Source organism: Pseudomarimonas arenosa (genome assembly GCF_014841215.1).
Lineage (GTDB): Bacteria > Pseudomonadota > Gammaproteobacteria > Xanthomonadales > Xanthomonadaceae > Pseudomarimonas > Pseudomarimonas arenosa.
On the sequence record NZ_JACYTR010000002.1, the window covers coordinates 192779 to 212155 of the forward strand.

A 19377-nucleotide genomic window follows, 5' to 3' on the forward strand; every position below is an offset into this window, starting at 1 on the left:
CTCGGTTCATGCGCTGCACTCGGTTCAGTCGCTCTCGGCCGGCGACTCGCGCAGCGACTCGCCACCATCGCGAAAGATGAAATCACGCGAGATCGCCCCCGGCGGGCTTTCGCCCCGGGCACCCTGAGCGATCCAGTCGTAAAGCAGCTCTTGCTGCAGTGTGCTGAGATTGGCTCCTGCCAGCGGCATGCGCCCGCCACTGTCCGGAACGTCGCAGTTCACCTTGATGAACAGTTGCGATTCCTGCGGGCGCCCCGGCGTCACGTAGAAGTTCACCAGCTTGAAGATGGCATCCACACCGTTGTCGGTCATATCAGGCGGAATCGCGCCGTTATGACACCCGCTGCAGCGCCCACCCAACATATTGTTGAGTATCGGCTTAACATCCATTTCCCAATCGACGTTGGGGTGAATCGGCTGCCCACCCAGATCATCGCAGCCACTCGCAGCCCAGGCCGACAAGGGCGCTGCCAGTAACAGCCAACTCACAACAGCGCAGCGCACCCCGGGGTGCGCGGTCTTCAGTCGATGTTCGGTTGCCCGCATTCCCGGCCTCCTGCCAGGCACTCATGATGCCGGCTACGCTAGCACGCAAGCTTGGCGGAATTCGGGCCCGGGTCACAGCTTGCGGCCCTCAAACGGCCGCCAGTCGGCTGACAGCCTCAGACCGCCTGTGGCGTGCCGGCGTGCTTCGACTAGCGGCGCATCGTCAAGTCGCGATAGGCATGCCAGGTGGCGTGACCGAGCAGGGGGAAGATCAGCAACAGCCCAACCACGGACGCAAAGGCGACCACGACCAGCACGGCGAGCAGCGTTGCCCAGATCAAACAGGGAATGGGATGCGCGGCAACGGTAGCCAGGCTGGCACGCATGGCGGCGGCCATGCTGACGCCTCGATCAATGATGGCGGGCACCGCCACCACGGTCAGCGCGAAGCAACTCAAACCAAATACGGCACCAGCGCCGATCCAGTAGGACCACTGCTCGAGCCCCAGCTGGGCAAAACGACTGTTCCACATGCTCGCCTCGATGCTCGGCGCCAGTGGCCCCAACCAGGCACGCATCAAGCCGATCGAGACCAGGAACCACAGTACTGCTGCAAGGGCCAACACCGCACTGAGTTGCAGCAGCGGACGACGGTTGGGTCGCAATGCACGCAGCGACTCATCAAAACCCACTGGCAGGCCGCTTTCATCGCGACGCGACAGCTCACAGAGGCCAACCCCCAGAATGGGGCCAACCAACACAAACCCTGTCAGTGCTGCGGCCAGAAAGTACGGATGGGCACCGAAGGCCAGCATCAGCAATCCGGTGGCGGTGACCAGTCCGCCATACACCAGACTGGCCGCGGGGTGCAGCGTCAGATCGCGCGCACCACGTCGCAGCCAGCTGAAGGCAGCCAGCGCGGGCACGTCGAGATCTGCGCGTCGCATCGATGGTGCGGTGATGTCATTGTAACGGGATGAGGTCGGAAAGGTGTGCATACGCCCTCCTCTTATAGCGGGCCTGAGCAGCCGATCCAGACTTGATCAGGCGCGGACTTGATCAGGCGCGGACCCATTGCAAGTCCGCAGTACAGGTCCGCAGTGACTCAAGGCAATCAAGTTCCGTTTTGCTGCCTGCGGGCGCGAGCTTGGATGGCATTCACCCGAATGGCGCTGTCCTTGCCCGCGCCCCTCCATTGTAGCCCCTGCCCGGCAACCGGGCATGCGTTGCGTTCAGGTTCCTAAGATTGAGCCTGAAAGCGAATGCCGCTTGCACGGCCGGCATCGACCATGAAGCTGTCGATCACAGCCCCCACCGCAGGGAATCGAAGCAGCCAGCCGTTGCCGACAAAGGCTTGCTCAAACACCGGCAACAAGGCGATGGGCGGCTCCTCAGATGTCTGGAGTCTCAGCTCACCTTCGTCGTGAATCAATGTCCATTGCACATCGAGTTCCGTGCTGACGTAGTGACCACAATAGCTTGCCAGCTGGTCGGCGGACGGACTGAAAGCCGGCATCCTGCAGAGTCGAAGCGGTGGCTCAGCAGACAGCTCGATATGAAGCTCAAGGCTGCCATCGACACCGAACTCCCAGCGCAGGCCGCCCTGGCCCGGCTGATCATCGAATTCGGCTCGAAGGCGGGCCAGCATGCGCAAGGGCTGCTCGCTGCCGTCATCACGTCCGTAGTACAGCACGCCCTCGGACAAGCGCAGGCTGCGCAACAGCCGCTGTTCCTCGCTCCAGTAGACACCACAAAGCGCTTCCAGCTCGGCGTCATCCGCCAAGTACTCGCCGGAAGCCAGCCGAGCCTCAGCAGGCGACTCGAGCAATGGCGCCAAGATCAAATCGGCGACCGCATGCGCCAAATCCGTCGGGTCGAGATCGGCGCGGTTGCACAGAACCAGAAACGCAATCTCCTGTTCAGGAAAGCGCAGCAGCTCGGCCCGGTACCCAGCCCAGGCACCGCCATGCAAGACCGAGGGCAATCCACGATAGGGCTCAATCACCAGACCGCCGCCATAGTCGGTGACCTGACCATTGCTCAAGACGCCGCACTGATGCAACTGAGCGATCAGTTTCGCTCCTCCCACCTGACCGGTGTAAAAGTTGCCATCCCAGCGGCAAAGATCCGCCACACTGGTCTGTACGCCGCCATCGCCGGTCTGCTCCCAGTTCGCCATCAACACCGCGAACTCACGCTCGTCGAGCGGCGCGTAGGCGCAAGCGCGGTGCGGTACGACTTCCCAGCAGAACTGCAGAAAACGGGTCTGCTGCATACCCAGCGGTTCAAACACGTGCTGCCTGGCAAACTCGGCCAAGGACTGACCGCTGGCCCGTTGCACGATCAGCGAGAGCAGAAAATACCCGCTGTTGCAGTAGCGGAACTCACTGCCGGGCGCAAACTCCAGATAAGGTTGGCGCGCGATCATCGCCAGCGCGGCCGCTTCACTCAGGTAATCCTGATCCCTGACGCCGGCCAGATTGAGCAAGGCGATGTAGTCGCGCAGACCGCTGGTGTGATGGATCAGGTGCCTGATGGTGATGCTCTGCGCATAGCTCGGCAACTCAGGCAAGTAGCGATCGATGCTGTGTTCGAGCTCGATGGCGCCCTGCTCAGCCAGCAGGAACACACAGGCGGCGGTGAATTGTTTGGAGGTGGAGCCGATGTCAAACACCGTGCGCAGCGGATCAATCGGCACGCCGTGCTCCACGCTGGCCAGCCCAAAGCCGCGCTGCCACAGCAGTTCGCCGCGACGACAGATGCCGATCGCACAGCCGGGCTGGCTGTCGCTGACCCGCTCACTCAGCAGGTCTTCGATCCGTGCCCCGGCACTCTCAACGCTCATCGGCACCGCGCGCTGCTGGTCAGATCTGCCCGTCATCGCCACCTCCCTGTCGCTGATCTTGTTCCCTCGGCTTGAGGATTGAACGCCCTGCCCCGCTCGGCGGCGCAGTATTCCCGGCCTGCCGGCAGCAGGGCATGGCCCAGAAGTCCCGATCGGGTCAGGTCACGAATGCCGAAGCGGGCCGTCGATGCGCTTTGCAAGTCTGGCGGCGCCACCGTCCAGACCTTACTCTTCGCCCCATTGCCGCTCCTGGAATCACTATGACACTGGCGATTGAACTCCGTGGCCTGAACAAGTCCTTCGGTAGCAAGCAGGCTGTTCGTGGCCTGGATCTTGAGGTACCACAAGGTGCGCTGTACGGCATTATCGGCCCGAACGGCGCCGGCAAGACCACCTCGCTGCGGATGATGCTATCGATTCTGTTTCCCGACAGCGGATCGATCCGCGTGTTGGGTGCCGACAGTGCACTCAAGGCCAAGGACCGGATCGGCTACCTGCCCGAGGAGCGCGGCGTGTACCGCAAGATGCGGGTCGGCGATTTTCTAGAGCATATGGCGGTACTGAAGGGCGTGCCACGCAATGAAGCCGGCAAGCGCATCAGCGACTGGCTGGAGCGCGTGGGGCTGGCCGATGTGGCAAAGAAGAAATGCGAAGAGCTGTCCAAGGGCATGCAGCAGAAGGTGCAGTTCATCGCTGCCGTCGTCCATCAACCCGACCTGTTGATTCTTGACGAGCCATTCAGTGGTCTCGACCCGGTCAATATGCGCCTGCTGAAGTCACTGATCCTGGAACAGCACCAGCGCGGCGTGACCGTGTTGTTCTCCACCCATGTGATGCCGCAGGCAGAGCAGATCTGCCAACACATCATCATGATTCACCAAGGGCAGAAGGTGCTGGACGATCCGCTCGAGGCGATACGCCGGCGCTACGCCCCGCATGCCCTGCTGCTGCACCCGATCGACGACAGCGCCGACGGTGGAGATCTGACGCGAATTGAAGGCATCCGCAGCAGCAGCAAGCAGGAATCGGGCTGGCGCCTGGAGCTTGAACCCGGCCATGCCCCGGCAGAGGCGCTGCGCCGAGTCACCCAGGAGATCGCCACCCGACGCATCGAACTGCTGCAACCGACCCTGGAGGACGTCTTCATCAGCCTGGCTATCAAAGATGCCCCGGCGGCTCAGGAGGTGATCGCATGAACAAGATCTTGCAGGTTGCACGTCGCGAGTTTGTGGCCACAGTGATGACCAAGGCGTTCCTGTTCGGTCTGTTGATCGTACCGGCCATGATGGTGTTGATGATCTGGTTGCTGCCCTTCCTTATCAACCAGAAGGCGCCGCCGATCGAGGGCGAGATTGCCCTGCTGGACCGCAGTGGCGTGGTCGCCGAAGCAGCCAAACAGCATCTTTCACCGGAAGGATTCGCCTCGCGCCGTCGCGATTTCGAAGCGCGCTTCGATGCTGCCATGCCCGGTGGAGTAAGAAAGGTCGTCGACAGCGATCTGGCGCGCTCCAAGATCGATGAAGGACTGGCTCAGGTGCTCGGCGAGGTGCCGAAGCTGCGGGTGCACGTGTTGGCCGATGACGCCGCGCTGGAAGCGGCCAAGGAGCAGCTGCGCCAATCGGAACGGCAGAAGGACAGCAAGCTGCTTGCCATCATCGAGATCGAGGCCGATGCGGTCGACGCCGAGGCCGCGGCCCTGGGCAGCTATCTGCTGTACGTTCGCGACAAGCTCGACGTGCGCTTGCTCGATGAGCTGCGTGACGGTATGAAGCAAGCCCTGGTCGCCTCGCGCCTGGGCGCACGCCAGCTCGACCCGGCCGAAGTGCGCCGATTGACCTCGGTGCCACGGGTGGCGCCGATCAAACTCAGTGCTCAGGGCGACAGCAAGCGCAATGAGATCGCCAGCGCCCTTCTGCCGATGGCCTTCATGGTGCTGATGTTCATCGCGGTGATGACGGCCGGCCAGCAGCTGATGACTTCGACCATCGAGGAAAAGGCCAGTCGGGTAGTGGAACTGTTGCTGGCGGCGGTGTCGCCCACCGAATTGATGGCCGGCAAGATTCTCGGTCAGCTGGCAGTCGGTGCGCTGATGCTGGCCCTGTACGGCGCGATCGGGCTGCTTGGGCTGATCAGCTTTGCTGCCATGGGCCTGCTCGATCTCAGCCTGCTGTTCTATCTGTTCGTATTCTTCCTGATTGCCTACGTCACCCTGGCCAGCCTGATGGCAGCGATCGGCGCCGCTGTGAACGAACTGCGAGAAGCGCAGACTTTGTTGACCCCGGTGATCCTGACCATGGTGTTTCCGATGATGCTGTGGATGCCGATCAGTCGCGATCCGAACTCGATGTTAGCGATGGTGACCAGCATCCTTCCGCCCACCGGCCCGTTCGTGATGATCATCCGCATGAGTTCGAGCAGCCCGCCGCCGATGTGGGAAGTCTGGCTGTCGATCGGCCTCGGCATTCTCGGCGCCTGGCTGGCTGTCTGGTTTGCCGGCAAGGTATTCCGCATCGGCCTGCTGATGCACGGCAAGCCGCCCAGCTTCATGACCCTGTTGCGTTGGGCGCGCATGGCATGACCGGAACATCGAGCTGAGGTCGTGTTGCATGGGTCGGCTGCGAATTGTCGCGCCGACCCGCAGCCCAGCAGCCTGGTCAGCGGTACCGAGCAGGCCTGCTTAACCAGTAATTCAGCCCATAGAGCAGCGATCCGAAAAGCAGAAACAACAGCGTACCGAGCCAGGTGCTGGCACCGACCTGGGTCAGCAGGAACAGGCAAACCGCGGCGGCCAAGGCCGGCACCAGAGGGCCCAGAGGCAAACGCAGGGCCTCGGCGGCCCCGATCCGATTGCCGTAGATGCGCGGCATCGAGGCCAGACTGGCCAGATAAATCAGCAATCGGGTCAGCACGCTGAGTCCGGCCAGCCAGACAAAACTGCCCCAGGTAGCCAACAGCAAGGCGGCCGCGGCGTAGAACAGAATCGAATTGGCCGGCGTGGCGAATCTCGGGTGGACGCTGGCAAACCACGTCGGCAGGCTGCCTTCGCGAGCCAGGGCATAGGTGACGCGCGGCGTCGACAACATGGATCCCGCCAGATTGCCACCGACAGACGCCACCAGTCCCAGCATCATCACGCTGGCCCCCGGCACCCCCAACAGGGCATTCGCCAGATCGACCATGGGCCGCTCGCTTTCGGCAAGACCAGGCAAATGTTTCAGCGACACCCACTGCAAGCCGGCATACAGCAAGGCCACGATCAACAAGGCGCTCATCAGCGCCCGCGGCAGATCACGTTGCGGCTGCCTGGCCTCGCCTGCCGGCACCAGTCCCGATTCGAAACCGACATAGGCGTAGAGCACCAGCAGCACGGCCGCCGGCCAATCGGGTGCAAAGTCAGACTCCGCGATCGGTACCGCGATCGGATCGCTGGCCAGCCCCAGCCCGACGACCAGCAGCAGAGGGCTGAATTTGAGCACGGTCAGCACCGCCATCGTACCCACCGCCCGCGTCGCGCCCCAGACATTGTTAAGCGCCAAGACGCCACAGATCAGCGTCAGCAGGGTCAGCCTTCCGGCTCCGCTGGCCCAGGTCGGAAAGAAAAGGCCGATCGCCGACACCAGCAGCACCAGATTTGCGCTGAACGCAGTCAGCCGCGCCACCCAGAACGCCCACCCGGTCTGAAAGGAAGCAAACCTTCCCAGCCCTGCTTCCACATACAGAACTGGGCCACCGGTGCCGTCGAAACGACTGGCTAGCGCGGCGAAACTCCACATGATCGGCAACACGACCAGGGCGCACAGTACAAACACCCAGGGGCTGTACGGGCCGGCCAGCTTCGCCGCGCCAGCGCCCAAGCCGAAAATGCCCGCGCCGATCATGCCATTGACGATGATCAGCCACAGTCCGACGACGCCGAGCTGGCGTACCAGACCAGGCTTGCCCGCTGCCGAATCAGTCACGGGAAAGCCGCCCGCAGCACATGCGCAGGCCAAACACCGGCGAGTCAGACCTCATCTCGGGAACTCAAGCTAAGTATCGGGCAAGCCTAGCCGGACACATCTCAGCGCGCCAGCCGCGCAGGCGAGCCCGCCTATTTCATGAGGGGGCGCGGATGATCACCGAGGATTTTGCGTCGCGTGCAAGGCGCGACCAGCCCAAGTGGTGGCCCCACTTGGGAAAGGTCGGGACGTGGTCCCGCGTAGCTGCGAAAGCAGCCGTTGCCGCGCAGCGGCCGACCGAGCGTAGGGAAGGCGCAGGCTGCGCAGCAGCCGTTGCCGCGCAGCGGCCGACCGAGCGTAGCGAAGGCGCAGGCTGCGCAGCAGCCGTTGCCGCGCAGCGGCCGACCGAGCGCAGCGCACGCGGGAAGGGCCATGGATGGCCCTGCTCTGGGAGCGAGGAAGGCGCAGGCTGCGCAGCGGCCGACCGAGCGTAGCGCACGCGGGAAGGGCCATGGATGGCCCTGCTCTGGGAGCGAGGAAGGCGCAGGCTGCGCAGCGGCCGTTGCCGCGCAGCGGCCGACCGAGCGTAGCGAAAGCGCAGGCTGCGCAGCGGCCGTTGCCGCGCAGCGGCCGACCGAGCGTAGCGAAGGCGCAGGCTGCGCAGCGGCCGTTGCCGCGCAGCGGCCGACCGAGCGCAGCGAAACGATAAGCTAAGAGAGGCGAGACCGGCATGCCGTCCACCCAAGCGCCGGCAGTGACGCCGGCGTATACTGCCGGGGTCGAAGCTGCCTGGGAGGATTTCATGATCCGTTCCGCCTTCGAGAACCCGCTCTTGGCCAGGATATCGCTGTCGATCTGGGGCCTGGCCTGGCTGGCCTGGCCTGCGCCATTGCTGGCCGTCGATGCGCTCGAGCGCAAGCACGCGATGACTGCGCCGAAAGCCGAGATCCTGCTGTTGCAACCGATGAATCTGTATCCGGACAACTGCGTGACGGCCGAGCCGCCGTCGACGCCGCGCGGCCAGCGCGTGAGCTTTGACACGCTGGCGTTCAGCCTCGACTACGCGCAGGCGTTTGCTACTACCGCAAGCCTATGGCGCGAACCCTGCGGCAGCGAAAAATCGGCCGTGCTGTTGCGGATCGAGCATCCCGCGCAGGCCAGCGGGCCGCTCAACCTGCCTTCGGTGGAACTGCGGCCGGAGCAGGGAAAGGGCCTGATTACCCTGATTCCGCATCTGAACTTCACTCGCATTCCCGATGACCCGCGTGCGCTGGCTCGGGTGTTCGAAGTGTCGGAGACCCTTTTCTTGCAAGCCTATGAAGTGGATGGTCTGGAGTTCGACCCCAACGAGGAGATCACCCTCAGCTTCGGCACCCGGCTGTTCAATGAAGTCATCGCATCGCAACCGCCCGGCTTCGTATCCGCCCCCGCCACCCTGCCTGCGTACGATCCCAGCCTGTACGCCGAAGCCGAACTGCCGGATCTGCTCACTGCGCATATCACCGGCTCCTATTCCGATCCGGAGCGGCCGGGCGAGGGCTTTCTGATCGAACTGGCCCAGGTCGGCGACAACCAGGTGCTGGCCTTGACCTGGTTCACTTTTGCCGACGATGGCCGCCAGTTCTGGCTGGTGGGCGCCGCCCCGATACAGGCCGGTCAACGTCAGGTGCAACTTGAACTTCGCACCTCGCAAGGCGGCCGAATCGCCGGCAACTTCGGCCAAACCGCGGTGACTTCGCGACTCTGGGGCACGATCAGCCTGGCGCTGCGTGCCTGCAACCGGCTCGAGTTCCAGTTCCAATCTACCCACAACGCCAGCGATATGCCGGTGGCCAGCGGCAACCGAACATGGACCCGGCTGACCCAGATCGCGCAGTTGGGCTGCGATTGATGCTGGTTGCTGCCGCTGGGCAACTGGCTAGGAATTGCACGAGTTGCCGCGGGACTTTGGCTACTGCGACCCCAACATTTGGTTCAATCGGGCGGTGGGCTGGTAGCCGGGTAGTTCGCGTTTGATCTCGTCTAGACGCTGGCGAGCGGCATCGAGTTGGCCTGACTTGGCCAGGGTTTCCAACTGCAGGCTAAGCGCGGCGGGTCTGTCGGGAAAGCGCTGCAGAAACGGGGCAAGCACGCGTAGCACGCTGTCGCCGCTTTGAAACATGGCAAGAATCTGCGCCTTGTACAGCCACTCGTTGGGGTCGGTGCCCAGCATGGCGTCGATGGTGTCGGGCGCCCGCTCAACGCCTTCGGCCACGCGTAGAAAGCGCCAGGCCTGAGCCGCTTCTTCTCGCTGGCGTTCGCTCAGCGGTAGCAGCATGGGCTCGCCATTGACGGCGACCTGCGGCCGCGCATCGGGCGCTGCCGGCAACAGGCCACACGAGGCAAACGCCTGGTTGAGAGTATCGGTGTTGCCAGCCCGATGTACGCTCATCAGCTGCACCATTCGCGCGCCCACCGAGCCGGCCCGACGCAACCGCTCGCTAAGTCCGGCTTCGGCGCAGCGGGCCAGCCAGGGGGCGATCTCGGCCATGCGCTGGGTTGGGCTGCGGCCTTTGCGCGAGCCGACAGTGCTGGGGAACTTGATCGCCGAGGTGCTGGCCGCGCTGGCCACCACCAAGGCTGGGTCGTGAAAGAACTTCGACCACATGTATACGTCCGAGGTGCCGGCGCTCCACGGTGCGCAGGTCCAGCCTTCTGGCAGGCGCAGATAGGCTTCACGTCGATACCCGACATAATTGATCCCGGCACTTAACGGTGCCCTGCGTTGGCAGGCGGCGCGCATGCTGGGCGTGCCATGATTGACCGGCCACCATTCGGCATCCTCACCACTGACCGCAACGCGCAGCGGCGCCTGGTTCACCCACTCGGCATGTTCCAGCAGCTCCAGCATCAGATCGATGTGTTCAGGCAGCCAGACATCGTCGTCGCTCAGATGCAACACGAACTCGGCCGTGCTGGCGCGGATGATCGGGTCGCGATAGAGCTCGCCAAAGCGTTCGGATTTCGGCTGCCAGACAGCGCTGATCCTGGCATCTTCGGCGCGGATGGCCTCGATGATCTCGGCACTGCGATCGGGCGCGCCATCGCCAATCACCACCATTTCCCAGTCGCGAAAGTGCTGGGCCCGCACGCTGGCGATTGACACATGCAGGGTGTCGGCGTGATCGAAGGTGGGGCAGAGGATCAGTACCTTGGCCATGGATTATTGCTCCGGCGAGTTAAGGTCTTGACTCGCCGGAGCGAGTGAGCCCCTGGATGGGCTGTTTGCGAGCGGCGCCGACGGCGCCGTGAAGCGCCGGATCAACAGTCCGCTGCCTTAGCTGCCGCCAGGCGCGCGCTTACTTGCTCAACCAACTGCTTGGCGCTGGGCCAATGCTGATCGCGCGCCAGAACGCGTGGCGAAATCGATGGCCAGGGGATGGCCAGCCAGGGGTCATCCCAGCAGCAGCCCAGCTTGTCCTCGGCATCGAAGCGCCGACTCAGCGCGGCCAGCACCAGGGCATCGGTTTCGAAGTACAAGCCGTGGGCGATGCCGACCGGTATGGTCACCGCCAGCGGGCTCTTGGCGTCGAGTTCAACCACACAGCGGGCGCGAAAACTCGGCGAGTCGCTGCGTAGGTCGGCCAGCCCGAGCAAGGCCCTTCCTTCGAGGGCGAGGTAGACGTCGGTGTTTTCGCAATGCACCGCCATGCCACGCAATACGCCAGCCTGCGATTGCAGGGCATTCCATTGCGCCACCGGAACGGCACCCTCCCAACTATTGCGGCTCAGCTCAAACAATACGCCGCGCTGGTCGTGACGCGCAATCAATGGGCGCACCTGCACATCCGCTGGCAGTGAACCGCTCAGCAGCACGGCGCAGCCACCTCGATCGAGCCGAACACCGGGTACCGCTGATGCAGATCGTGCAAAGCGCCCAGCTCCAGATCGCGCGGTACCACGGTCGGCTGCTGACACGGCCAGGCCAGCGCCAGTTCGGGGTCGTCCCAGCGACAGCCGATGTCGGCATGCGGACGCCAATACTCGCCCAGCCCATACATATGCAGGCCGCCTTCGGGAAAATAGAAGCCGTGCAGTACGCCGGGCGGAATGTACACCGCAGAGGGCGCGTCCGCCCTGAGCTCGATCAGGTTGCGCTGCGCATAGCTGGGGCTACGTGTTCGGGCATCGTACAACCCGAGCAGCATCCGTCCGCGCAGCATCACGATATAGTCGCTGCGATCGTCGTGGATGTGCATGCCGCGCAGCACACCGGGCTGCGAGAACACGGCGTTCCATTGCAGTAGGGGCTGGCCCAATCGCTGCTGTTCGAACACCTCGATCAAGCTGCCGCGCAGATCCCGGTTTATTGGCAGGTCCAGTTGCCGAACGCCGAGCGGAAGCCGTGGCCTGGGTGCGGATTCAGTCGCCTTCATGAGTGATGCTGACGCAGGCTGCTCGGCGCTGCAGTGTGCCGCCCTGCCCTCAGCGTTACAAGCTTGGGGCTGCGTGATGGCTAGCTAGGCGCTACGCCGTGCCGCCGCGGCGAACAATGCGGCCGAGCCCAGCCACAGTCCGACAAGAAAGGGCCCGCCTAGCAGCAGCGCGGCGGCCATGAAGTCGAACCTGTCCCAGTTCACCTCGTCGCTGTAGCGCATGGCTACGGCGGGCAACAGCAGTAAGCCCAGCACCAGGCGCCAGCCGAGCAGGCGCCCGCGCTGGGTGAAGCAGAATTGACTGATCGGGTGGTCGCTGATCGTGAGGCGGGTTGGCTCGCGGCTTGGTCAGGCCGCAGCAGCACCAAGGCATCGAAGTAGCGTGAATTCAAGGCGACCGGATTAACCACATGCAACAGAAAATCGACAAATCGAAAGCGACCCGTACTCATGGGCAAAGCAGACAACCCGGGCGAGCAGCGCTCGCAATAGCCGGCATGGTGCTGAGCCGGCCGGAGGCAGTCACCTCGCCAAGCCCACTTCCCTACCGGGCTGTCACCAGCTACGTCTTGGAGCAGTTCGCATCGCAAGCGGGGCACCGAAGTGCCCCGCATCGAACGAGTTCAGCGGCTATTCCTCAGCCTCTTCTTCCTCGTCATCCATCGGGTCGAGCCGAGCGATCGCGAAGCTGCGATACTCGGTCTGCGTCAGCAGCTGATTGCGATCGATATCGTAGCTGGCGAACTCTTGCTTCAGCTCAACATCCTTCTCGGCTTCCTGCTTGCTCAGATTGCCGTTCTTGTCGAGATCAAGCTGCTGAAACTCGCGTTTGATCTGCGCTTCTTCTGCCTGGCTTTGTGCCGGCGGCGACTTGCTTGGATCGTTCGGGTTGCCGGCAAATGCCAGACCCACCAGACCGGTCAACAATGCGGTAGCCAGGGTGCTGCGTTTCAAAGCATTCATGTCTCACTCCTTTATCGATTCAAAGAAGCCGGTCGGCTTCAGGGATGGCGTAGCAATCGACATGCCAGACGGCGAAAGCCTACTTATCATGCGGTTCCGCGCAGAATGCACGGCCAAGCATCGTGCAACATGCGGTTTCACTTTGCGCGAGATCGTGCGGAGTGCAAACTGGCCTGCGGCCGAACTGAGGTCCACTTCGTCCGTGTGCCAGGGCTGAGGTCGCAGAAGACCAAGCCGGATTCCTGGCGCTCGCCCTCCGCGCCGCCTGCGGCATTCGGGCGGGTTCCTGCGCGCCTCGCCGTCGGAATGATGATGAAACTATCTGAATCCGAGACGCCACTAGCCCGCATATTTCATGAGGGGGCACGGATGATCACCGAGGACTTTGCGTCGAGTGCAAGGCACGACGAGCCCAAGTGGTGGGCCCACTTGGGGAAGGAGCAACGCCGCAATCGGCGCACAGGACCTCGGGGCGAATGCCCCGCGTAGCCGCGCAGCGGCCGACCGAGCGCAGCGAAGGCGCAGGCTGCGCAGCAGCCGTTGCCGCGCAGCGGCCGACCGAGCGCAGCGAAGGCGCAGGCTGCGCAGCGGCCGTTGCCGCGCAGCGGCCGACCGAGCGTAGCGCACGCGGGAAGGGCCATGGATGGCCCTGCTCTGGGAGCGAGGAAGGCGCAGGCTGCGCAGCGGCCGTTGCCGCGCAGCGGCCGACCGAGCGTAGCGAAGGCGCAGGCTGCGCAGCGGCCGTTGCCGCGCAGCGGCCGACCGAGCGCAGCGCACGCGGGAAGGGCCATGGATGGCTCTGCTCTGGGAGCGAGGAAGGCGCAGGCTGCGCAGCAGCCGTTGCCGCGCAGCGGCCGACCGAGCGTAGCGCACGCGGGAAGGGCCATGGATGGCCCTGCTCTGGGAGCGAGGAAGGCGCAGGCTGCGAGCAGCCGTTGCCGCGCAGCGGCCGACCGAGCGTAGGGAAGGCGCAGGCTGCGCAGCAGCCGTTGCCGCGCAGCGGCCGAACGAGGGCCGTGCCAGCGCCGAAAGATCGCGAACACTTCGTCATTGCGAATCCAACGGGCGAAACTCACTCCCCGCTTGGATTTGCCGGATCTTTCGGCGCGACCTCACGAAACAGGCGGGCTAGAATGGGACAGACCACTTCATTCGTTCGGGAGTCCCTATGATCCGTCGCTCGCTGTTGGCAGCGTCGATTGCCGCCGTCACCACTCTGTCCGGCTGTCAGCCAGCGCCGCCGCCCAGCGAGCCCACGCAGACGGCGGCCACCGAAGCACCGAGTACGAATTCGACCGCCGCCGACCGGGTCAATGACTATGCCGAAGTCACTCTCACCGCCGACCTCAGCCATCTGAGCGAGGGCGACCAAGCGGCCCTGGTCAAACTGATCGAAGCATCCAAGCTGATGGACCAGTTGTTCTGGCGTCAGGTCTGGGGCGATCCCGAGGAGCTGCTCGGCAAGATCAGCGATCCTGCAACACGCCGTTTGGTCGAGATCAACTATGGCCCCTGGGACACCCTGAACGATCACGCACCGTTCGTTGAAGGCATAGGCCCACGCCCTGCCGGGGCACGCTTTTATCCCAGCGACATGAGCAAGGAGGAATTTGAGGCAGCTGACCTGCCAGGCAAGACCTCGCAATACAGCCTGATCCGTCGCAACCAGGCCGGCGAGTTGATCAGCCTGCCCTACAGCGAAGCGTTCAAGGCTGAACTTGAGCAAGCCGCTGGGCTGCTTCGCGAAGCGGCCAGCACGGTCAGCGACGACGGCTTCAAGCAGTATCTACAGCTGCGCGCAGAAGCCTTGCTAAGCAATGAGTATCAGGCCAGCGACATGGCCTGGATGGACATGAAGTCCAGCCCGATCGACGTGGTGATCGGGCCGATCGAAACTTACCAGGACGCTTTGTTCGGATATCGCGCGGCGTTCGAGGCCTTTGTGCTGGTCAAGGACATCGCCTGGAGCGAGCGACTGGCGCGCTTTGCCCAGCATCTGCCCGCGCTGCAGCGAGATCTTCCGGTTGATCCGGCCTACAAGACGGAAACGCCCGGAACCGATGCCGACCTCAACGCGTACTTCGCCATTTACTACGCTGGCGATGCCAACGCTGGCGCCAAGACCATTGCCATCAATCTGCCCAACGACGAACAGGTTCAACTGGCCAAGGGCTCGCGACGCTTGCAGCTCGAGAACGTGATGCGGGCCAAGTTCGACAGCATTCTGCGGCCGATCGCGACTGAACTGATCGATCCCGCACAACAGGCACATATCACTTTCGACGCCTTCTTCGAGAACGTCATGTTTCACGAAGTGGCGCACGGCCTGGGCATCAAGAACACCATCAATGGCAAGGGCACGGTGCGCGAGGCGCTGACCGACCTCGCCGGCAGCTTTGAGGAGGGCAAGGCCGACATCCTCGGCCTCTACATGATCGGCAAACTCGGCGAAATGGGCGAGCTGGACGCCGCCCGGCTGGAGGACAACTATGTCACCTTCCTGGCCGGCATCTTCCGCTCGGTGCGCTTTGGTGCCGGCAGTGCGCACGGCCAGGCCAATATGGTGGCCTTCAACTATCTGGCCGAGCGCGGCGCCTTCAGCCGCGATGAAGCCAGCGGCCGCTATCGGGTCGATTTTCAGAAGATGGGCGAAGCAGTCGACAGCCTGTCGAGTGAAATCCTCACTCTGCAAGGCGACGGAAATTACGAGGGAGCCAAAGCTCTTAACGCCGAACTTGGGGTAATCCGCCCGACCCTGGCCGGTGATCTGGCGCGGCTCGAAGCGGCCGATATTCCCGTCGATATCGTGTTCCGTCAGGGCCTGGATGTGTTGAACCTGGGAGCACAGCGTTCGCCCTAGCAGGCTGCTGAGACTCATTTCAGCAACCTGAATATGCGCGCCAAGGAAGGTGCGCCCGATATGCGGCGCCACTGCGACGCAGCACAGCAGAGGCCTGCACGCATTGAAGCTTGAACCGGGTGTTCAAGCGTCGCGTCGATCAGTGTCCCGCTGCAGGTAGCAATGCCATCGGCTGATGGCGTAGTCTGCAGGGAAGCAGAAGGTCGTTCGGCCCTCGGCCCACCCGGCTGATTGATCGTCTTCCCGGTCAAATTCGACCCAACGGCCAGCCAACGCGGCAATTTCGCCGACAATCGGTAGTCGATGTGTGAATAGATCACACCTCTTCCGAGCGCGATCCGTCTATGCTCTGCGTAGTTTGTGCGGGGATAGTGCGATGGCGGCGTCCGAATTTCCCTTGATCCACATCGACCAGGTTCAGCCGGGCCTGTACCTGGTGCTCGATGTCGGCTGGACCAACCACCCCTTCCTGCGCAATCGCTTCCTGCTGCGCTCGCCGGAACAATTGCAGCAGTTGCGCTCGCACGGTATCACTCAGGTCCGCTACTGCCCCAAGCGCAGCACGGTGGCGCCAAAGCCGGCGCCGACCAGCGCCAGCCCCGCTGCTGCTGTCGATCAGCCATCCGTCGCCCCGCTCGAACGCTATCGGCACGTCGAAGCGCTGACTGAAAAGCAATGGGAACACGATGCGCTGCGCCGAATCGAAGACGAATATGCCGAGTTTGCCCTCGCCCATCGCGGCCTGCTGAGTCTGCTGCCGCGGCAGCCGCGGGAGGCTAGGCAGGCCGCCGATCGACTGGCCACCAGCGTGTTCAATTGCATTGCCGATTGCGATATTCCCGCCGTTCGCCTGCTGTCGGAGCAGGCCGGGCGCCAACCGTCGGGACACGAGCTTGGCGTTTCGGCCCTGGCCATACTGCTCGGGCGCGAGTGCGGCATGCCGGAGCACAAGCAAAAACACCTCGCCCTCAGCGCCCTGCTGCACGACATGGGCAAGCTGCAGCTACTGCCTCAGGTTCGCGAAGACCACCCGTCACTGACTGAACCTGAGCGACGCCGCTATCGCGAGCATGTCGCCCTTAGCCTGGAGTTGGCACGCTCGATGGAACTGCCCGATGAGGTGGTGAAAGCCATCGCCGAGCATCATGAGTATGCCGATGGCAGCGGCTTTCCCAACGGCCGGCATCTCGAGCAGATTTCCGCTGCAGGTCGCGCCCTGGCCATTGCCAATCGCTATATGAATCTGGTCTGCCCACTTCGCCCCGAGCTCGGCATGACCCCACATCAGGCGCTGCAACAGATGTACGGCCCGGAGCGCGCACGCTTTGATCCACATCTACTGGCGCGTTTCGTGCGCATACTCGGGGTCTATCCGCCCGGCACCTTGGTGGAACTGGCCGATTTGCGCAAGGCCATCGTCGTTGCCTCACGTCCGGGTGCCTCGCTGGCACCTCGCGTGCAAGTGATCGATGATCCGCGCGAAACCGACCTTGGCGAAACGATCGACACCGAGATGCAGGGCGAACTGCGCGTGCGGCGCAGCCTGCCGGTCGACGAGCTTAGCCCGATCTGGGCACAACGGGCACGCGAGCTGGCGCGCTCGCCGCTGTTTGTCGAACCGCAGACCATGCCGGTCTGGCGCAGCTGGCACAGTGCCGAATGCGAGCCCGTGCTGAACTTCTGACCGAGTCGCACACTTGCTGACTGCCGCGCAAACGAGCGGCCACACAGCCCAGCGCGACAGCGTCCTGCACAACCTATAATTTCATCCGGGCGGCACTCCCGAGATGCCGCCGTTCCGTCGACTGGAGTTGCGACGGGCCAGCCGTATCTGCCAGCTCCCGGCATACAAGGACCCTGTGCCAATGGCTTCCACGCCCAGAGTGGTGATCGTCGGCGGTGGCTTCGCCGGCCTGTGGGCAACGCGGGCCCTGGCCCGCGCGGCCGTGCAGATCACCCTGATCGATCGCTGCAACCACCACCTGTTTCAGCCGCTGCTCTATCAGGTGGCGACCGCCGGCCTGTCGGCCCCGGATATCGCCGCACCGTTGCGCCACATTCTGCGCCGACAGCGCAATGTCACCGTGCTGCTGGATGAGGTGACCGCGGTCGACACCGACGCGCAACAGATTGCCCTGCACCGCCACGCACCGATCGACTACGACTATCTGCTGATTGCCTCCGGCGCTACCCACGCCTATTTCGGTCAATCCCAGTGGGCCGAGCATGCGCCAGGTCTCAAGACGCTGGACGACGCCTTTGCCATTCGACGTCGAATTCTCACCGCCTTCGAGCGGGCTGAAGCGGAATCCGACCCCCAGCGCCGGGCCGCCTGGCTGAGCTTTGTCATCGTCGGCGCCGGACCCACCGGCGTGGAACTCGCCGGCACCTTGGCCGAAATCGCTCGCCACACCCTGAGCAAGGAGTTCCGCCGGATCGATCCGAGTCAGGCACGGATTGTGCTGGCCGAGGCCGGACCGCGAGTGTTGTCCACCTTTCCCGAACAGCTTTCCGACAAGGCAAGGGAGCAACTCCAAGCACTCGGGGTTGAGGTGTGCACCGGCCAGGCCATCACCGCCATCGACGCCGAGGGAGTGAGCTTTGCTGATCAACGCCTACCCGCCCGCACCGTGCTCTGGGCAGCTGGGGTTGCCGCCTCGCCCCTGGCCCGCACACTTAACGTGCCGCTCGACCGTGCTGGCCGGGTGCAGGTGCAAGCCGACCTCAGCGTGGCCGGCCACCCCAATGTGTTTGTGGCCGGCGATCTGGCCACGCTGCAGCAAGACGGCAAGCCGGTACCCGGCGTGGCCCCAGCAGCCAAGCAGATGGGTGCACACGTCGCCCGCGTCATTCGCAGCCGTCTAGCCGCGCAACCGGCCCCGGCCTTTCGCTATTCCGACGTCGGCAATCTGGCCACCATTGGCCGCATGGCGGCCGTGGTGGACCTGCGCGGCCTGCGCTTTTCCGGCCTGCTGGCCTGGTGGTTCTGGTTGGCCGCCCACGTCTTCTTTCTGATCGGATTCCGCAACCGTCTGGTGGTGCTGATCAATTGGGCGGTGTCGTACTGGACCTATCAGCGCAATGCTCGAATCATCGTCGGCACTCGCAGTGAGACTGAGAAACCACCCTGACTGCCCCTGGCACAGTACAAGCGCTACGATACTGCTCTGCAACCGCCAGGATGAGGCCGATGCTGGTAGACGCCGCCGACATCGATGGCTTGAGCATTTTTCAGGGCCTCGCCTACCCTGATCTCGAACTTCTTTGCCGCTATCTGCACCCGCTTACGGTGCACCAGGGGAACGTTCTGTTCAGTGAAGGCGACCCGGGCGACGAAATGCTCATTCTGCTCAGTGGCACCATCGCCATCAGCAAGCAAGGCGACCGCGGCCAACACCTGCTGTCCTACGCCGAGCGCGGCAAGATCGTTGGTGATATGGCCCTGCTCGATCGCGAACCCAGATCTGCCACTTGTGTGGCAGAAACCGACTGTCAGCTGCTAAGTCTCAGTCAGTCAGCGCTCGACAAGATGGCCAGCCAGCACCCGCCCTTGGCCTTTCGCTTCATGCGTGCCCTGGCTCGCCTGCTGTCGCGGCGCCTGCGACGTACGTCGGGCGTCCTGACCGAGCAAGTGGTCGGCTAGCCCGGATATTTCATGAGGGGGCGCGGATGATCACCGAGGACTTTGCGTCGAGTGCAAGGCGCGACGAGCCCAAGTGGTGGGGCCCCACTTGAGCGAGATCGGGACGTAGCTGCGACAGCAGCCGACCGAGCGTAGCGAAGGCGCAGGCTACGAAGTAGCCGTTGCTGCGTAGCAGCCGACCGAGCGTAGCGAAGGCGCAGGCTACGAAGTAGCCGTTGCTGCGTAGC

17 protein-coding genes are annotated in these 19377 nt (G+C 63.7%); 7 read left to right on the forward strand and 10 right to left on the reverse strand.

Features of this window, described 5'->3' with window-relative positions:
- Positions 1-24: 24 nt before the first annotated feature.
- From IFO71_RS01845 to IFO71_RS01855, 3 genes are all read right to left on the reverse strand, one after another.
- Positions 25-546: a hypothetical protein gene (locus IFO71_RS01845; RefSeq protein WP_192027811.1), complete on the reverse strand. Its 522-nt coding sequence runs from the start codon at positions 544-546 to the stop codon at positions 25-27.
- A 149-nt stretch (positions 547-695) separates the two neighbouring features.
- A complete protein-coding gene (locus IFO71_RS01850; RefSeq protein ID WP_192027812.1) occupies positions 696-1484 on the reverse strand; it encodes a DUF2189 domain-containing protein in 789 nt (262 codons plus the stop codon).
- A gap of 242 nt (positions 1485-1726) precedes the next feature.
- Positions 1727-3367, reverse strand: coding sequence for a serine hydrolase domain-containing protein (locus IFO71_RS01855; protein WP_192027813.1), 1641 nt, complete (start codon positions 3365-3367; stop codon positions 1727-1729).
- Positions 3368-3591: 224 nt separating this feature from the next.
- Here IFO71_RS01855 and IFO71_RS01860 point away from each other — a divergent pair, with 224 nt between their 5' ends.
- Together IFO71_RS01860 and IFO71_RS01865 are read left to right on the forward strand one after the other, a co-directional pair.
- A complete protein-coding gene (locus tag IFO71_RS01860; protein WP_192027814.1) occupies positions 3592-4527 on the forward strand; it encodes an ABC transporter ATP-binding protein in 936 nt (311 codons plus the stop codon).
- Complete coding sequence (locus IFO71_RS01865) at positions 4524-5909, forward strand: ABC transporter permease (RefSeq protein WP_192027815.1); 1386 nt, start codon at positions 4524-4526, stop codon at positions 5907-5909. Before IFO71_RS01860 ends, IFO71_RS01865 begins: the two co-directional genes overlap by 4 nt.
- A gap of 76 nt (positions 5910-5985) precedes the next feature.
- Here IFO71_RS01865 and IFO71_RS01870 read toward each other — a convergent pair whose 3' ends face one another.
- The gene (locus IFO71_RS01870; protein ID WP_332309290.1) at positions 5986-7290 is read right to left on the reverse strand and encodes an APC family permease; all 1305 of its coding nucleotides are present in this window, start codon (positions 7288-7290) and stop codon (positions 5986-5988) included.
- Between the two features lie 709 nt (positions 7291-7999).
- Here IFO71_RS01870 and IFO71_RS01875 point away from each other — a divergent pair.
- Positions 8000-9160, forward strand: a complete 1161-nt coding sequence (locus tag IFO71_RS01875) for a hypothetical protein (protein WP_192027816.1) — start codon at positions 8000-8002, stop codon at positions 9158-9160.
- Positions 9161-9220: 60 nt separating this feature from the next.
- Here the strand turns inward: IFO71_RS01875 and IFO71_RS01880 are convergent, their stop codons facing one another.
- The 5 genes from IFO71_RS01880 to IFO71_RS01900 form a co-directional block, all read right to left on the reverse strand.
- Positions 9221-10468, reverse strand: coding sequence for a glycosyltransferase family 2 protein (locus IFO71_RS01880; RefSeq protein WP_192027817.1), 1248 nt, complete (start codon positions 10466-10468; stop codon positions 9221-9223).
- 101 nt (positions 10469-10569) lie between these two features.
- Entirely contained in the window at positions 10570-11124 is a 555-nt protein-coding gene (locus IFO71_RS01885; protein WP_192027818.1) for a dTDP-4-dehydrorhamnose 3,5-epimerase family protein, read from the reverse strand.
- The gene (locus IFO71_RS01890; protein ID WP_192027819.1) at positions 11115-11684 is read right to left on the reverse strand and encodes a dTDP-4-dehydrorhamnose 3,5-epimerase family protein; all 570 of its coding nucleotides are present in this window, start codon (positions 11682-11684) and stop codon (positions 11115-11117) included. Before IFO71_RS01890 ends, IFO71_RS01885 begins: the two co-directional genes overlap by 10 nt.
- An 84-nt stretch (positions 11685-11768) precedes the next feature.
- Positions 11769-11939 carry a hypothetical protein gene (locus IFO71_RS01895; protein ID WP_192027820.1) on the reverse strand — a complete coding sequence of 57 codons (171 nt, stop codon included), beginning with the start codon at positions 11937-11939 and terminating at the stop codon, positions 11769-11771.
- Positions 11940-12314: 375 nt separating this feature from the next.
- The gene (locus IFO71_RS01900) at positions 12315-12647 is read right to left on the reverse strand and encodes a hypothetical protein (protein ID WP_192027821.1); all 333 of its coding nucleotides are present in this window, start codon (positions 12645-12647) and stop codon (positions 12315-12317) included.
- A 1168-nt stretch (positions 12648-13815) separates the two neighbouring features.
- Between IFO71_RS01900 and IFO71_RS01905 the strand changes: the two genes are divergently transcribed.
- From IFO71_RS01905 to IFO71_RS01920, 4 genes are all read left to right on the forward strand, one after another.
- On the forward strand, positions 13816-15507 hold the full coding sequence (locus IFO71_RS01905) for a dipeptidyl-peptidase 3 family protein (protein WP_192027822.1): 1692 nt from the start codon (positions 13816-13818) through the stop codon (positions 15505-15507).
- A 376-nt stretch (positions 15508-15883) separates the two neighbouring features.
- Positions 15884-17191: a cyclic di-GMP phosphodiesterase gene (locus IFO71_RS01910; RefSeq protein WP_192027823.1), complete on the forward strand. Its 1308-nt coding sequence runs from the start codon at positions 15884-15886 to the stop codon at positions 17189-17191.
- Positions 17192-17372: 181 nt separating this feature from the next.
- Entirely contained in the window at positions 17373-18638 is a 1266-nt protein-coding gene (locus IFO71_RS01915; RefSeq protein ID WP_192027824.1) for an NAD(P)/FAD-dependent oxidoreductase, read from the forward strand.
- A 59-nt stretch (positions 18639-18697) separates the two neighbouring features.
- Positions 18698-19150: a cyclic nucleotide-binding domain-containing protein gene (locus IFO71_RS01920; RefSeq protein WP_192027825.1), complete on the forward strand. Its 453-nt coding sequence runs from the start codon at positions 18698-18700 to the stop codon at positions 19148-19150.
- A gap of 10 nt (positions 19151-19160) precedes the next feature.
- Here IFO71_RS01920 and IFO71_RS21685 read toward each other — a convergent pair.
- On the reverse strand, positions 19161-19377 hold a 217-nt coding region (locus IFO71_RS21685; protein ID WP_225444295.1), incomplete at its 5' end, for a hypothetical protein.

Excerpts from the sequence above, each read along its gene's own strand:
- IFO71_RS01920 (WP_192027825.1), top strand. The coding sequence starts at position 18,698 with ATGCTGGTAGACGCCGCCGACATCGATGGCTTGAGCATTTTTCAGGGC.
- IFO71_RS01910 (WP_192027823.1), top strand. The coding sequence starts at position 15,884 with ATGGCGGCGTCCGAATTTCCCTTGATCCACATCGACCAGGTTCAGCCG.
- IFO71_RS01890 (WP_192027819.1), bottom strand. The coding sequence starts at position 11,684 with ATGAAGGCGACTGAATCCGCACCCAGGCCACGGCTTCCGCTCGGCGTT.
- IFO71_RS01905 (WP_192027822.1), top strand. The coding sequence starts at position 13,816 with ATGATCCGTCGCTCGCTGTTGGCAGCGTCGATTGCCGCCGTCACCACT.
- IFO71_RS01915 (WP_192027824.1), top strand. The coding sequence starts at position 17,373 with ATGGCTTCCACGCCCAGAGTGGTGATCGTCGGCGGTGGCTTCGCCGGC.
- IFO71_RS01875 (WP_192027816.1), top strand. The coding sequence starts at position 8,000 with ATGCCGTCCACCCAAGCGCCGGCAGTGACGCCGGCGTATACTGCCGGG.
- IFO71_RS01850 (WP_192027812.1), bottom strand. The coding sequence starts at position 1,484 with ATGCACACCTTTCCGACCTCATCCCGTTACAATGACATCACCGCACCA.
- IFO71_RS01860 (WP_192027814.1), top strand. The coding sequence starts at position 3,592 with ATGACACTGGCGATTGAACTCCGTGGCCTGAACAAGTCCTTCGGTAGC.
- IFO71_RS01880 (WP_192027817.1), bottom strand. The coding sequence starts at position 10,468 with ATGGCCAAGGTACTGATCCTCTGCCCCACCTTCGATCACGCCGACACC.
- IFO71_RS01865 (WP_192027815.1), top strand. The coding sequence starts at position 4,524 with ATGAACAAGATCTTGCAGGTTGCACGTCGCGAGTTTGTGGCCACAGTG.
- IFO71_RS01845 (WP_192027811.1), bottom strand. The coding sequence starts at position 546 with ATGCGGGCAACCGAACATCGACTGAAGACCGCGCACCCCGGGGTGCGC.
- IFO71_RS01855 (WP_192027813.1), bottom strand. The coding sequence starts at position 3,367 with ATGACGGGCAGATCTGACCAGCAGCGCGCGGTGCCGATGAGCGTTGAG.
- IFO71_RS01900 (WP_192027821.1), bottom strand. The coding sequence starts at position 12,647 with ATGAATGCTTTGAAACGCAGCACCCTGGCTACCGCATTGTTGACCGGT.